A 14,738-nucleotide genomic window follows, 5' to 3' on the forward strand; every position below is an offset into this window, starting at 1 on the left:
CAGAGGCAGAGCACAGCTCAAGATCAGACAAGCACAGGTAAGGACTAGTGACGATGATCGAAAGCAACCGGGGGCACTTGCTTCCCGTCTACGTCCTGGCCGACGAGTCGGGGTCGATGATCAACCACATCGACGACCTCAACGACGGCCTGCGGTCCCTGCACCAGGCGTTGCTGGGTGAGCCGATGGCCGCGGCCAAGGTGCGCTTCTCCGTACTGGGCTTCTCGGACGACGTGATCGAGCGGGTCCACCTCGTCGACCTGCGCAGCGCAGGCGAGTTCCCGCTCCTCACCACCCGCGGCATGACGAGCTATGCCACCGCCTTCGAGGACCTGATCACCCGCATCCCCGCCGACATCCAGGGCCTCAAGGCCGAGGGGTACCAGGTGCACCGGCCCGCCGTGTTCCTCTTCACGGACGGACTGCCCAACAGAGGGGAGGACTGGCGCAGCGCCCACCGCCGGCTCACCGACCGGCAGTCGACCCTCGGCGCGCCCAACATCATCGCCGTCGGCATCGTGGACGCCGACCCGCACATCATCAACGAGGTTGCCACCCAGCCGGAGTTCGGGTTCATCGTGAACAAGGGTGTCGACGTCGGCGACGCCATCGCCAAGTTCTGCACCGCCCTCACCAGGAGCGTCATCGCCTCGGGCCGTTCGCTCGGCTCGGCGAGTCCCCAACTCACCGTCGACAAGCCGGAAGGCTTCACCGTCGCGATCGACGTGATCTGACGTGGCCCTGTTCGGCAAGCGGCAGAGCGAGACGGAACGACGGCCCGACCCGGCACAACAACCCGACCAGGCACCAGAACCCGACCAGGTACAACACCCGTACCCGGTACGGCAGTCCGGGGCTCAGCACGACAGCGGCACGGGCGTCCCGGGCCCCGGCACGGCCCCTGGCGTGGCCCCTGGACCGGACCCTGACACAGCGCCCGGCACGGCCCCCGGCATGGAGAAGGCACCGGAGTCGGCGCCCGAGTCGGTGGCGGTACCGGTGGAGGCACCGGCAGGTGTACCGGTGGGGATGAACATCGCGAGGCACTGGCGGCCCATCGTCGTCGGCAAGCCCGTGCCGCCGTTCGACACCGTGCCGCCGCGCGGGCTGTCCTACCGTCCGGACACCGTCTGCGACGGCTGGCAGACCGGGAAGATGGCCCTGCGCCTGGCGTCCGTACGGGGCTATCAGCACCGTTACGAGGGCCGCCCCCGCGAGGACGACGCGGCGGCCGCCTGGGACGAGGGCACCGGAACCGTGGTGTTCGCCGTCGCCGACGGGGTCTCCAGCGCGCGCCAGCCGCACATCGGGTCCCAACTGGCCTGCCGCAGCGCCGTGGACGAGATGCTCAGCCAGGTCCGGGGCGAAGGCGCCGGGTATGTCGCCGACTGGGACAAGCTGCTGTCCACGGTCCACTGGCAGCTCGTCGAACAGGCCCGCCGTATCCTGCACCGCCCCGACGCGGGCCCCGAGGAGACGGCCGGACTGCTGGCGACCACCCTGGTGGCCGGCACGGCGACACCCACCGACCAGGGCGTCTTCGTCCACCTGATCTCGATCGGCGACTCGGGCGCCTGGCAGATCAAGCACGACACGTTCTACCGGCTGACGGGCGGCAAGGGGGCCGGCTCGGACGGGCTGTACTCCTCGACGGTGGACCCCCTGCCCTTCCTCCCCGGGGTCATCCGTCCGCTCTCCTTCGCCCTGGAACAGCAGACGGTCCTGCTGGTCGGCACGGACGGGTTCGGCGACCCGCTCGGCGACGGAAAGGGAGCCGTGGCCCGCCACTTCTACTACGGACTGCTGAGCCCCGTACCGCCGTTGGGCTTCGCCCACCTGCTCGACTTCTCCCGCGAGACCTACGACGACGACCGCACGCTGATCGCGCTGTGGCCGTGGAACGACGCACCGGGGGGCCCGAGTTGCTGACGATCTCCTGGGTGGGGCGCGACAGGCTCGGCGACCTCCCCGCGAACCGGCTGGGCGACGGCGGACAGGGCGTCGTGTACGCGGTGCCCGACCCGCCCGGGAAGTTCGCCGGCGAGTACCTCGCGTACAAGGAGTACCTGCCGTCGGTGCGCAGTGACCCCGACGCGCTCTACGAACTGGTCAGCTTCTTCGACGAGTTGGGCCGCACCGACCGACACGACCACTCCTACCTCGACAAGCGGCTGACCTGGCCGACCGCGCTCGTCTACACCGGCGCCCGGCCGACGAGGGCGCTGCCGAGCGAGAATCCCGGCACCACGGTGACCGGGTTCCTGATGCAGCGGATCACCGAGGAGTTCGAGCTCGACAGCAGACGGCTGGGCAAGGTGAAGCCGCAGGACATGGCGTTCCTGCTCAACGACGACGGGTTCACCGGTTCGCTGGGGCTGGACGTCGACGACGGGCGCCGGCTGCGGCTGCTCATCGACCTCGCGGCGATCCTCAACAGGCTGCACCGGCACCACGTGACCGTGGGCGACCTCTCGCCGAAGAACGTGCTGTTCATGCTGGACCCCTCTCCCAAGTGCCTGCTGATCGACTGCGACTCGATGCGGCTGGCCGGGAGGGACGTCCTGCCCCAGGTGGAGACGGACGACTGGGCGGTGCCGGAGGCGGCGAAGGCGACGCCGGCCTCGGACACGTACAAGTTCGGCCTGATCGCCACCAGGGTCTTCAACCGGCACCAGACGAGCACCGATCTCACCGGGCTGCGGAACGTGTCGTCCGCGCTGGCGAACCTCGCCGAACGCAGCAGGGTCTCCGATCCGGCCGCGCGTCCCCCGATGGCGGAGTGGCTGCGGGTACTGGAGCAGGCACGAGCTCAGCTGAAACAGAAACCGCCGGCGCCTCCGCGACAGCGCCGGCCGCAACCGGGTCCGCAGGCCGCGCCTCAGCAGCAGACCGTCACACAGCCGAACGCCGGGTTCCGGTTTCCGTCCCCGGGGGCGAACCCACCTACGCCTTTCCCGCAGCCGGCCGCACACCCCAACCAGCCGAACCAGCCCGCGCAGTCCGCCCCTTACACGCCGTACGCCCCCTACCCGGCCCCGCAGCGGCGGCCCTCCCATCCGGGCCTCTCGGCAGCCGGCCGTGCGATCGTCGTGGTCGTGGCCCTGCTGGTCGTCGCGGGAGTGTGGCTGGCCACGACGCGGTACTCCCCGTTCGGCGACACCGCGGCCCCCGGCGACTCCACCTCGGACTCGTCCCTGTCCTCGTCCCCGTCTCCGGGCTCGGACTCGGGCTCGTCGTCGGACACGGCCGTCAAGTCGGCCCCCGACCCGATCGACTCGCCCGAGACCCCGGCGGAACCGGTCGTGGTGGACCGGGCCGAGGCCCCCGGAGCGACCGTCGACTTCTCGCAGGTCGTCGACGATCCGAGGGCGCGCGGAGTGGCGACGATGTTCGCCCACTTCTACGGGGCGGTCAACGAGCGCGACTACGCGAAGGCGATGCGCCGCTACGACCCCCACTCCAAGGTGGTGAACATCGACTCGGCCAAGAGCCGAGAGGGATGGACGCGGGACATGAGCACGACCCGGGAGTCGGACATCGCCCTGACCGCTCTCTCCGACGACGGCACGTACACCCTCGCCACGGTCAGCTTCCGCAGCAACCAGGACCCCGGGTACGGGCCCGCCTCGGACCCCGAGGACACCTGCGACGACTGGACGATCACCTACCAGCTGACCGACACGAAGGGCTACCGCATCTTCAAGGCGCCCAGGGAGGGGGTGAGTTACACGTCCTGCTGAGGTCAGCCCCCGAACGCCTGCCCCTTCAGCTGGTCCACCGACCGGATCAGCAGCGACTGACGCCCAGTCACTATCCAGCCCTGTCCCCGCCATTGCTCCAGCACCCGGCTCACCGTACGGCGCGAGCTGAGCACCAGACCCGCCAGGTCGTCCTGGGAGAGCGGCAGGGTGATGCGTACGCCGGTGCCGTCCGGGTCGGGGTGGCCGCAGCGTTCGGCCAGGTCGAGGAGGAGGGCGGCGAGGCGCACCGGGACCGGCTCGGTGATGCCGGTGCGCTGGAGGTCGGCCTCGCGCAGCCGCCCGGACAGCGTCTGTTCCAGCGCGGCGGCGACTCCCGCGCTGGAGCGGGCCAGCGCCTGGAAGCGGACGGCCGGCAGATGCAGCAGGTCGACCGTCGTCGCCGTGTGGAGCGAGGCCGAGCGGCGCCTGCGCTCCAACCCGGCCTGCTCACCGAGGAGTTCGCCGGGACCGCGCAGGGCGAGCAACGCGCGGTAACCGGCGTGGGACTGGGCGACGACCTTGACCCAGCCGCGCAGCAGCACCACGAGATGGTCGGAGTCCTCGCCCTGCGTCAGGAACTGTTCGTCGGCGGGCACGGACACCCGGGTCGCAGCCCGGAGCACCGCGGCCCGGTCCGAGGGCGCCAGAGCCTCCCAGAAGGTGGCCGGACGACGGCTGCTTGTTCCCGTCTCGGCCATGGAGTGCCCCCGGTCCAGGTGTGCGGCTGTGCAGAGAATACGTCGGCCGTACCCGTCAGTTGAAGGCTGCCCATTCCTGCAGCGCCTTCTTGGTGGCGAAGTCGCCGACGTTCGTGTCGACCGGGTCGTCGGTGTACTGGTGGAAGCGCCAGGTCGCCTGGATGCGGGGCTCGCCGGCCGTCACGTAGTCGGCGATCCACAGTCCGTCGCCCGCGTAGGAGGTCGTGTCGACGTTCAGCCAGTAGCTTCTGTTGCAGTAGAGGATGACCCGGATGTCCGGCCGCAGCTCCTTGAGCTTGCGGATGAAGGCGTCCTTCTCGGCGTTCGACGCGTGGGTGCCGTCGCCGGTCGTCTCCCAGTCGACGGCGAGGACGTCGGCGTTGTCCCTCGCCGAGGCGTTGTCGAGGAAGTACTCGGCCTGGGCGGTCAGGTTCCCGGGCCACAGGAAGTGGTAGAAGCCGACCACACAGCCGCCGTCGCGGGCGCGCTGCGTCTGCGCCGCGAGCTTGGGATTGACGTACGAACGGCCCTCCGTCGCCTTGATGAAGACGAACGAGAGGCCGTCCGTGTCGAAGGTGGCGGACTGGTACGCGCTCACGTCGATGCCGCGCAGCATGGGGTTCTCCCTGAAGTGCCGTTGGGTGGACAGTGGTTGCTGATTTTTCCACCACCTTTGCACAAGTGATTCCGCGTGCGCACCCCCTGGTTCCCGTGTGTCCGCGCACCCTCCTGGAGCCGGGCCGGTTCGCGTGCGTCCGAAGAGGTTCACCGGTCGGTAATCCGGGCGGCGGGTGAATTCGCGTGACCGCTGTCTGACCGGCGAGTGATCGTCTGGTTTCCGTCCTGTCTTGACCGCTTGTGCCGTCGCTGCGGAAGCTGTTCACGGCCTTCGTCGATATGCCTTTCAGGGGCAATTAGGGAAGTGGTCATGACTTCGCCGTCGTCCGTCCAGGAAATTGACCGGTTACGGGAACTCGGGGAGTTGAAGGAACTGGCCGTCGCCGGACCGGACCCCGGTGCGACCGAACGTCAGCACGCGAAGGGCAAGCTGACCGCGCGGGAACGCATCGAACTCCTTGTGGACAAGGGGAGTTTCAACGAGGTCGAGCAGTTGCGCCGGCATCGGGCGACGGGGTTCGGGCTGGAGGCGAAGCGGCCGTTCACGGACGGTGTGATCACCGGCTGGGGCACGGTGGAGGGTCGTACGGTCTTCGTGTACGCCCATGACTTCCGGATCTTCGGGGGTGCGCTGGGCGAGGCCCACGCCACGAAGATCCACAAGATCATGGACATGGCCATCGCGGCGGGTGCTCCGCTGGTGTCGCTCAACGACGGCGCCGGCGCCCGTATCCAGGAGGGTGTCTCCGCTCTCGCCGGGTACGGGGGCATCTTCCAGCGCAACACGAAGGCGTCCGGGGTCATCCCGCAGATCAGCGTGATGCTCGGCCCGTGTGCCGGCGGCGCGGCCTACTCGCCCGCTCTCACCGACTTCGTGTTCATGGTCCGTGAGACCTCGCAGATGTTCATCACCGGCCCGGACGTCGTCAAGGCGGTCACGGGTGAGGAGATCACCCAGAACGGCCTCGGTGGCGCCGACGTGCACGCCGAGACCAGTGGCGTGGCGCACTTCGCGTACGACGACGAGGAGACCTGCATCGCCGAGGTCCGCTACCTCCTGTCCTTCCTCCCCGCCAACAACCGTGAACTCCCGCCGGTCGCAGCGTCCGACGACCCGGCCGAGCGTCTCAGCACGGCCGTGCTCGACCTGGTCCCCGCCGACGGCAACCGTTCCTACGACATCTGCACGGTGATCGAGGAGATCGTCGACGACGGCGAGTACATGGAGGTCCACTCCACCTTCGCCCCCAACCTCGTCGTCGCTCTCGCCCGGCTGGACGGCCAGGTCGTCGGCATCGTCGCGAACCAGCCCGCGCATATGGCCGGAGTCCTCGATATCCAGGCATCCGAAAAGGGTGCACGCTTCGTTCAGTTCTGCGACGCCTTCAATATTCCCCTTGTCACCCTTGTCGACGTACCCGGATTTCTGCCGGGCGTCGACCAGGAGCACGACGGCATCATTCGCCGGGGTGCGAAACTGCTGTACGCCTACTGCAATGCCACCGTCCCGCGCATTTCCGTCGTTCTGCGCAAGGCGTACGGTGGCGCGTACATCGTCATGGACTCCCGCTCCATCGGCGCCGACATCTCTCTGGCCTGGCCCACCAACGAGATCGCCGTGATGGGTGCCGAAGGCGCTGCCAACGTCGTCTTCCGCCGTGAGATAGCGGCGGCCGACGACCCCGAGGCCATGCGCCGGCAGAAGATCGAGGAATACCGGACCGAACTCGTCCACCCCTACTACGCGGCTGAACGCGGCCTCGTCGACGACGTCATCGACCCGCGCGAGACCCGCCCCCTGCTGATCCGGTCGCTCGCCATGCTGCTCCGCAAGGATGCCGACCTCCCCCGCCGCAAACACGGCAACCCGCCCCAGTGACCGCGTTCGAGGACCATGACGCGGTCATTCCGTATCTGCTGCGGGTGGAGAAGGGCGAGGCAGGTCCGGAGGAACTGGCCGCGATCACCACGGTGCTCCTCGCACGCGCGGCGGGCGCGGCCGACGCGCGGGCCGACGAAACCGCACGCCGCGAACGTGCGGTGGCCCGCTGGCGCCGTCCCGAACGAGCCCCGGGCTTCACGGGACCGCGCACCTGGAGCGGGGCGCGCGCCGAGCGGGGCTGAGGCAGGGAGGGGTGTGCACGGGGTGGGGCGGACCGACGCGGTCCGCCCCACCCCGTACACACCCCTCCGCTTCTCTCACACCGTCGCGGGCTGCCCCAGGACCGTGCGCATCGCCTCCGCCACCGACGGAAGCCGGGCGTCGAGGTAGAAGTGGCCGCCGTCGAAGGTGAGGAGGTCGCCCGGGCCGGTGGAATGGGCGAGCCAGCCGCGGGCGTCGTCGACGGTGACGATCGGATCGGAGGTGCCGATCATGACGGTCAGCGGGATGTCCAGCGGAGGTCCCGGCCGCCAGCGGTAGGAACCGAGGGCGCCGTAGTCCGCGCGGAGCGTGGGCATCACCATCTCCAGCAGTTCGGGGTCGTCCAGGACCTGGCCGCCCGTGCCGCCGAGGCGGCGGATCTCGGCGATCAGCGCCGCGTCCCCCGACAGCCGGTCGCGGGCCGGCGGCTCGGGACTCGGGGCGCCGCGGCCGGAGAGGACCAGTCGCTGCGGGGTGGGCAGGCCGAACTCGGAGAGCACCCGGGCCGTTTCGTACGCGATGACGGCACCCATGCTGTGGCCGAAGAAGGCGTACGGATGCTGCGGCTCGCGGGCCAGTTCCTCCGCGACGGCACGCGCCAGGTGGGTCAGGGAGGTCAGGGCAGGCTCCAGGCGGCGGTCCTGACGGCCCGGATACTGGACGGCCAGCACGTCGATGTCGGGCGCCAGGGCGCGGGCCAGCCCCAGATAGGCGCTGGCCGCGCCGCCCGCGTGGGGGAAGCAGACGAGCCGGAGCCCGTCGCCGCCCGTGGTGCTCACGAACCGCCTGAACCAGCGGCTCTCCGTTCCGGACATGTCGGTCCAATCCAGCAGCGGCCCCGCCTCGTCCGGCAGAACGGAGGCGAGGCCGCGGCTTGTCGTCACGTACGGCTGTGGGGGATCAGGGAGATCAGGGGGACGGGGATCAGGAGGACTGGTACGCGTCCACGTCCACCGGCGGGAAGAAACCGGCTTCCGTGAAGAAGGTGACGTACCGCCCGAACAGGTCGACCGTCATCTTCGGGCACTCGACTCCCGTGTCTTTCAAGGCCAGTTCGGCCGCGCTCGTGTCGACCGGCGGGTAGAAGGTTCCGTTGCCTTTCGCCATCATTTCGAACGCGTCCAGCAGCGGGAGCATCACGTTGTCGGGGTCCGACCTCACGAGTGTGCTCCAGGAGTTCCAGTCGAGCTCCTTCAGCGGGTAACCCCTCGTCCTCAGCTCGGTAATGAACTCGGCGAACGTCATGTGGCTCTGGTTGTAGAGGTGGAAGGTGCCCGAGTCGGCCCGTGCCGACGTGGACAGGGCGACCACCGCGGAGCTGACGTAGTCCACGGGGGTGAGAGGGACCTCGGCGTCCAGACCGGACGGGACCGCGCCCGCCTGGATCAGGCCGCGCAGGCTGAGCCACACGAAGTCGCGGGTCTGGCAGGCTCCGTTGTCCTGGTCGCCGGAGACGACGTCCACGCGGTAGACGGTCACCGGCAGACCCCGGTCGCGGGCGATGGCGATGACCTGCTCGGCGACCCATTTGCTGCGCAGATAGCCGCTCGGCAGCGCCTCGGCCGGACCAGTGGCGTCGTCCACCCGCAGCGGCTTGCCCCGTCCTCCCGTGCCGGCGAAGACACCGGTCGTGGACAGATAGTGGACCGGGACGGTGCGGTGGCGGGCGGCGAGCCGCAGAATCTCCTCCGTGCCACGGACGTTGGCCGCCTTCAACGAGGCGAACGGATGCAGCCAGTGCACCTTGGCACCGGCGTGGTAGACGACGTCGACCGTGCGGGCCAGCTCGTCGAACTCCTCCTCGCCCAGCCCGAACCGGGGCTCGGCCAGATCCCCGACGACGACCCTGAGCCGGGCCGGGTCCACCTCGTCCCAGACGCGGTAGTACTCCAGGTTCTCGCGCAGCCGCCGCAGGCCGTCCGCCTCGTCGAGCGCACGGACCAGGCAGTGCACGGTGCCCAGGGTGCCGCGCAGCAGGTCACGCAGCAGGAACGCGCCGAGGAAGCCGGTCGCGCCGGTCAGGAAGATCTCCGCCGGGTCGTCCACCAGACGTACGACCTCCTCGGCGGGCCGGATCGTCTCGTCCAGGTGGATCTCCGCCACGTAGTCCTCCACCGGGTGGGCCGCCGCGGCCCCGCCCGCGTCGCCGTCCGCGCCGCTCGTCAGGGCGAGCCGCAGGAACTGGGCCATGGCGCGCGGACCCGGGTGGTCGAAGACCACGGTCGCGGGCAGCGGCACCTCCAGTTCCGCCACCAGGCGGTTGCGCAGCTCCACCGAGGTGAGCGAGTCGAACCCGAGCCGGACGAAGGGCTGTTCGGCATCGAGGGACGACGGGTCTCCGTGCCCGAGAACCGCCGCCGTCGCGGCGAGCACCACGTCCAGGACGAGAGCGAGTCCCTCGTGTTCGCCGGCTCCGGCCAGACGCCGCGCCAGGTCGCCCACGGTCTGCTCGGAGTTGTTCGCGGCGCGCCGTACAGGCCTGCGCACCAGAGAGGCGAGCAGCGGCGGCACCAGCGCGGGACGCTCGCGCATCGCGGTGAGGTCCAGCGGGGTGACGACCGGGGCGGGGTGGGGCAGGGCGAGGGCGAGGTCCAGCAGCCGGGGCCCCTGGTCCGTGGAGATCGCCCCGAAACCGGCGCGGGTGATACGGGCGATGTCGGCCTCGTCGAGGTCGCCGGTGATCCCGGACGGCTGGGCCCACAGGCCCCACGCCACCGAGGTGGCGGGCAGGCCCTGGGTGGCGCGCAGGGCGGCGAGCCCGTCCAGGAAGGCGTTCGCCGCCGCGTAGTTGGCCTGTCCGGCGCCGCCGATCACACCCGCGACGGAGGAGAACATGACGAACGCGGACAGGTCCAGGTGCCTGGTCAGTTCGTGCAGATGCCAGGCGGCGTCGGCCTTGGGCGCGAGCACGCCGGCGAGCCGCTCCGGGGTCAGGTCGGTGATCAGACCGTCGTCGATGACGCCGGCCAGGTGGACGACACCGGTCAGCGGATGCCCGATCGGTACGGTGTCGAGGACGGCCGCCAGTGCGGCGCGGTCGGCGGTGTCGGCGTCGAGGACGGTCACCGTGGCGCCCAGCTCCGCCAGTTCGGCGCGGAGCCCGTCGGCACCCGGTGCGTCGGGGCCGCGCCGGCTGACCAGCAGCAGGTGCCGTACGCCGTGTTCGCGCGCCAGATGACGGGCGAACACGGCACCGAGACTTCCGGTACCCCCGGTGATCAGGACCGTGCCCTCGGGATTCCAGGAACCGGAACGGGCGGCACCGTCCGCACCACGCGGAACGCGGAGCACGCGCGGCAGCAGGACGCGGCCGTCGCGGATCGCGGCCTGGGCCACACCGGAGGCGACGACGGCGGACAGGGGGCCCGCGAGGTCGCCGAGGGAGCCGAGGTCGTCGACGGCGTCGAGACCGTCGAGGCCGTCCGTGTCACTGTCCACGAGGACGATCCGGCCCGGGGACTCCGACTGTGCCGAGCGCAGCAGCCCCCAGACGGCGGAGCCCGCCGGGTCCACGGACTCCCCGCCGCCGGTGGCCACACCGGCCCGGGTCACCACGACCAGCGGTACGGCACCGGTGGGTTCCTCGGCCAGCCACCGCTGGACCAGGTCGAGGGCGGCGCGGGTGTGCGCGTGCAGGGCGGCGACGGCATCGGTCCGCCCCGCGTCCAGGGCGGGCCCGCACACCACGACCGCGTCGACCTCGCCGGTCCCGGCGCGGGCGGCGGCCTCGGAGAGACTCGTACGGTCGCCGGTCGCGCCGAGGACGAGAAGGGCGGGCGGGGTGACCGGAGCGGGCAGCGAGGCGGCCTGCCAGTCGACGAAGAGCAGCATGTCGGCGTCCCGTTCCAGGCTGTCGCGCACCGCGTCGGCATCCACCGGCCGCGACGTGACGGCTCGGGCGACGGCCACGGGCTGGCCCGAGCGGTCGGCGAGGCGCAGGGCGACCGTGTGCTCGCCCCCGGGAACCACGTGGACGCGCAGGGCGGTGGCGCCGGTCGCGTACAGCTGGAAGCCGCGCCACTCGACGGCGAGCCTCGTCCCGTCATCGTCCGCACCGGCATCCGCATCGGCATCCGCACCGGCGCGAACGGCGGCGCGCAGGGCCGAGCGCAACAGGGCCGGGTGCAGGCCGAAGTCGGCGGCCTCACTTTGCGATTCCTCGTCGAGGACGACGTCGGCGAACACCTCGGCGCCGAGTCGCCAGGCGGCGACGACACCGTGGTCCGCGTCGGCCTCAGTGAGGGCGAGCGCGGTGGCCCCGGCGGGTGGCCAGGCGGCTACCGGCCCGAAGGACGCCCTGGACGGGCCGATACCGAGCTGTCCGCTCGCGCACGCCGACCACGGCACGTCGGCGCCGTCGGGCCGGGTGTGCAGCGTGAACGATCGCGACGCGCTCCCGGCCGACTGCTCCTCGACGGACAACTGGAGCTGGAGCGGGCCGTCCGCGGGCAGGGTCGGCGGGGCATGCACGACCAGTGCCTCCAGGGCGCCCGTCCCCAGTTCGTCACCGGCGCGCACGACGGCGTCGACCAGTGCCTCCGGCGGCACGGCGACAGCGCCGAGAACGCTGTGCCGGGCCAGCCACGGGTGGCTGCGCGCGGAGACCCGGCCAGTGAACAACGCGCCCTCGCCGTCCGCGAGTTCCAGCTTGGCACCGAACAACGCGTGGCCGCCCGGCTGGAGACCGAGGCCCGGGACATCGGTGGTCCGCGTGGCGGACTTGACCCAGTAACGCTCCCGCTGGAAGGCGTACGTGGGCAGGCCCCCGGCGACCCGACGGGCACCGGTTCCGGCGAAGAAGGCCGGCCAGTCCACCCGTACACCGTGGGAGTGCAGGGTACCGACGGCCTGGACGAGCGACTGCGCCTCTCCGTGGTCGCGGCGTAGGAGTGGGATGGCGGTGGCGGTTTGGTTGGTGGTTTGGGTGAGGGGGGTGAGGACGGTGTCGGGGCCGATTTCGAGGTAGGTGGTGGTGCCTGCTGTTTCGAGGGTTTTGAGTGCGTCGGTGAAGCGGACGGTGTTGCGGATCTGGTCGGTCCAGTAGGTGGGTGTGGTCAGTTCGTCGGGCGTGGTGAGGCGTCCGGTGAGGGTGGAGACGAGGGGGATGCGGGGCGGGTGGTACGTGATCGTGGCGGCCACCGCATGGAACTCGTCGAGGATGGAGTCCATGTGGGGGGAGTGGAAGGCGTGCGAGACGGTGAGGCGGGTGGCTCGGCGGCCTCGTTCCCGCCACCGCGCGATCTGGCGCTCGACGGCTTCCGTGTCGCCTGAAATGACGGTGGAGGTGGGTGAGTTGAGGGCGGCGATGGTGATGGCGCCTGGTTGGCCTGCCAGCGCTTGAGTGATCTCTTCCTCGCTGGCTTGGATGGCGGCCATGGCTCCGCCGGTTGGTGCGGTTTGCATGAGGCGTCCGCGTGCGGCGACGAGTGTGGCGGCGTCGGTCAATGAGAAGACGCCGGCGATGTGGGCGGCGGTGAGTTCGCCGATGGAGTGGCCGGAGAGGTGGTCGGGGCGCAGCCCCCACGACTCGGCCAGGCGGTAGAGGGCGACTTCGGTGGCGAAGAGGGCGGGTTGGGTGTATTCGGTGCGGTCGAGTTCTGGTCCGCCGTCGGTGATGACGTCGTGGAGTGGGCGGGGCAGGTGTGGGTCGAGTGCGCTAGTGACTTCGTCGAAGGCGGCGGCGTAGGCGGGGAAGGTCTCGTACAACTCCTGTCCCATGCCGACTCGTTGGGCGCCCTGGCCGGTGAACAGGAATGCTGATTTACCTGGTGTGCGGGTTCCGGTGGTCAGGCTGGGGTGTGTGGTGCCGTCTGCCAACGCGCTTAGGGCGTCGATGAGTTGGGTGCGGTCGGTGCCTGTGATGACCGCACGATGATCGAAGGCGGCACGTTCCCTGGCCAGGGAGAAGGCGACGTCCTGCGCGGACTGGGTCGGGTGTGCCTCCAGGTGGGCCAGCAGCCTGGCGGCCTGGTCGTGTACGGCGGCCGGAGTTCGCCCGGAGAGCACCCACGGCACGACGGGGAGGGCGACCGGGGTTGGTCCGGCTTCCTCGGGAGCCTCCTTGGCGGAGGCGTCCTCGGTAGAGGCCTGCTCGATGATGACGTGGGCGTTGGTGCCGCTCACGCCGAAGGCGGAGACGCCCGCGCGGCGGGGCCGGTCCACGTCGGGCCATGCGCGGGCCTCGGTCAGCAGCTCGACCGCGCCCGCGTCCCAGTCGACGTGGCTCGAAGGCCGGTCCGCGTGCAGGGTCTTGGGCAGCACCCCGTTGCGTATCGCCTGGATCATCTTGATCACGCCGCCGACACCTGCCGCCGCGACGGAGTGGCCGATGTTCGATTTGAGTGAGCCGAGGTAGAGGGGTCTGTCGGTGGGACGGTTCTGGCCGTAGGTGGCGAGGAGGGCCTGCGCCTCGATGGGGTCGCCCAGACGTGTGCCGGTGCCGTGCGCCTCGACGGCGTCCACATCGGCGGCGGTCAGGCCCGCGTCGGCGAGTGCCTGGCGGATGACGCGTTCCTGGGCCGGTCCACTGGGGGCGGTGAGGCCGTTGCTGGCGCCGTCCTGGTTGACGGCCGTACCCCGGATGACCGCGAGGACGCGGTGGCCGTTCTTCCGCGCGTCCGACAGCTTCTCCACGACGAGCATGCCGACGCCTTCGGACCAGCCGGTGCCGTCCGCGTCCTCGGAGAAGGACTTGCAGCGACCGTCGGCCGACAGACCGCGCTGACGGGAGAAGTCCACGAAGCCGTTCGGTGAGCCGGAGACCGTGACGCCTCCCGCGAGGGCGAGCGTGGACTCGCCCGCGCACAGCGACCGCACGGCCATGTGCAGGGCCACCAGGGAGGAGGAGCAGGCCGTGTCCATCGAGACGGCGGGACCCTCGAAGCCGAAGGTGTACGCGATGCGGCCCGAGGCCACGCTGGAGAGCTTGCTCGTCATGAGGTAGCCCTCGAGCTCCTCCGGGCCCTCGCGGTCGAGATAGCTCTGCTCGACAAGCCCGGCGAACACGCCGGTCCGACTGCCCCTGAGGTCCGCCGGGTCGATGCCGGCGCTCTCCAACGCCTCCCACGCGGTCTCCAGGAGAACGCGTTGCTGCGGATCCATGCCCAGGGCCTCGCGCGGCGAGATACCGAAGAACGACGCGTCGAACTCGGCGGCGCCGTCGAGGAATCCGCCCTCGCGGGTGTACGACCTGCCCGCCTTGCCAGGCTCCGGGTCGTACAGGCCCTCCACGTCCCACCCGCGGTCCGTGGGCCAAGGGGTGATGCCGTCCACCTCGTTGACGACGAGGTTCCACAGGTCGGCGGGTGAGGACACCCCACCCGGGTAGCGGCACGCCATGCCGACGACGGCGACGGGCTCGTCCTGGGCGGTCTCCAGCTCGGTGATCCGCTGCCTGGCCTTGTGCAGGTCGGCCGTCACCCACTTCAGATACTCGACCAGCTTCTCCTCGTTGCTCTGCTCCTTGCTCAGCTTGCTGCTCTGTTCCTGGGCTGCGCGGGGGTTCTTCTCGGACTGGTCGCTGGGCTCAGTAGCCATGGT

At 70.5% G+C, this 14,738-nt stretch carries 9 protein-coding genes; 5 read left to right on the forward strand and 4 right to left on the reverse strand.

Annotated elements, in window-relative coordinates:
* Positions 1-53: 53 nt before the first annotated feature.
* From OG241_RS39195 to OG241_RS39205, 3 genes are all read left to right on the forward strand, one after another.
* Positions 54-734 carry a vWA domain-containing protein gene (locus tag OG241_RS39195; protein WP_405822393.1) on the forward strand — a complete coding sequence of 227 codons (681 nt, stop codon included), beginning with the start codon at positions 54-56 and terminating at the stop codon, positions 732-734.
* Positions 735-954: 220 nt separating this feature from the next.
* Positions 955-1,929, forward strand: a complete 975-nt coding sequence (locus OG241_RS39200; RefSeq protein ID WP_405822395.1) for a protein phosphatase 2C domain-containing protein — start codon at positions 955-957, stop codon at positions 1,927-1,929.
* The gene (locus OG241_RS39205; protein ID WP_405822396.1) at positions 1,896-3,740 is read left to right on the forward strand and encodes a hypothetical protein; all 1,845 of its coding nucleotides are present in this window, start codon (positions 1,896-1,898) and stop codon (positions 3,738-3,740) included. The genes OG241_RS39200 and OG241_RS39205 overlap by 34 nt, the downstream gene beginning before the upstream one ends.
* A gap of 2 nt (positions 3,741-3,742) precedes the next feature.
* Here the strand turns inward: OG241_RS39205 and OG241_RS39210 are convergent, their stop codons facing one another.
* Together OG241_RS39210 and OG241_RS39215 are read right to left on the reverse strand one after the other, a co-directional pair.
* Positions 3,743-4,438, reverse strand: a complete 696-nt coding sequence (locus tag OG241_RS39210; protein WP_405822399.1) for a Crp/Fnr family transcriptional regulator — start codon at positions 4,436-4,438, stop codon at positions 3,743-3,745.
* Positions 4,439-4,493: 55 nt separating this feature from the next.
* Complete coding sequence (locus OG241_RS39215) at positions 4,494-5,054, reverse strand: GH25 family lysozyme (protein WP_405822401.1); 561 nt, start codon at positions 5,052-5,054, stop codon at positions 4,494-4,496.
* Positions 5,055-5,366: 312 nt separating this feature from the next.
* Between OG241_RS39215 and OG241_RS39220 the strand changes: the two genes are divergently transcribed.
* The gene (locus OG241_RS39220; RefSeq protein WP_405822403.1) at positions 5,367-6,935 is read left to right on the forward strand and encodes an acyl-CoA carboxylase subunit beta; all 1,569 of its coding nucleotides are present in this window, start codon (positions 5,367-5,369) and stop codon (positions 6,933-6,935) included.
* On the forward strand, positions 6,932-7,180 hold the full coding sequence (locus OG241_RS39225; protein WP_405822405.1) for an acyl-CoA carboxylase subunit epsilon: 249 nt from the start codon (positions 6,932-6,934) through the stop codon (positions 7,178-7,180). Before OG241_RS39220 ends, OG241_RS39225 begins: the two co-directional genes overlap by 4 nt.
* Before the next feature lie 75 nt (positions 7,181-7,255).
* Here OG241_RS39225 and OG241_RS39230 read toward each other — a convergent pair whose 3' ends face one another.
* Positions 7,256-8,083 carry a thioesterase II family protein gene (locus OG241_RS39230; RefSeq protein ID WP_405822407.1) on the reverse strand — a complete coding sequence of 276 codons (828 nt, stop codon included), beginning with the start codon at positions 8,081-8,083 and terminating at the stop codon, positions 7,256-7,258.
* 40 nt (positions 8,084-8,123) lie between these two features.
* Positions 8,124-14,735: a type I polyketide synthase gene (locus OG241_RS39235; RefSeq protein ID WP_405822409.1), complete on the reverse strand. Its 6,612-nt coding sequence runs from the start codon at positions 14,733-14,735 to the stop codon at positions 8,124-8,126.
* Positions 14,736-14,738: the final 3 nt, after the last annotated feature.

This window comes from Streptomyces sp. NBC_01390 (assembly GCF_045040105.1).
Classification (GTDB): Bacteria; Actinomycetota; Actinomycetes; order Streptomycetales; family Streptomycetaceae; genus Streptomyces.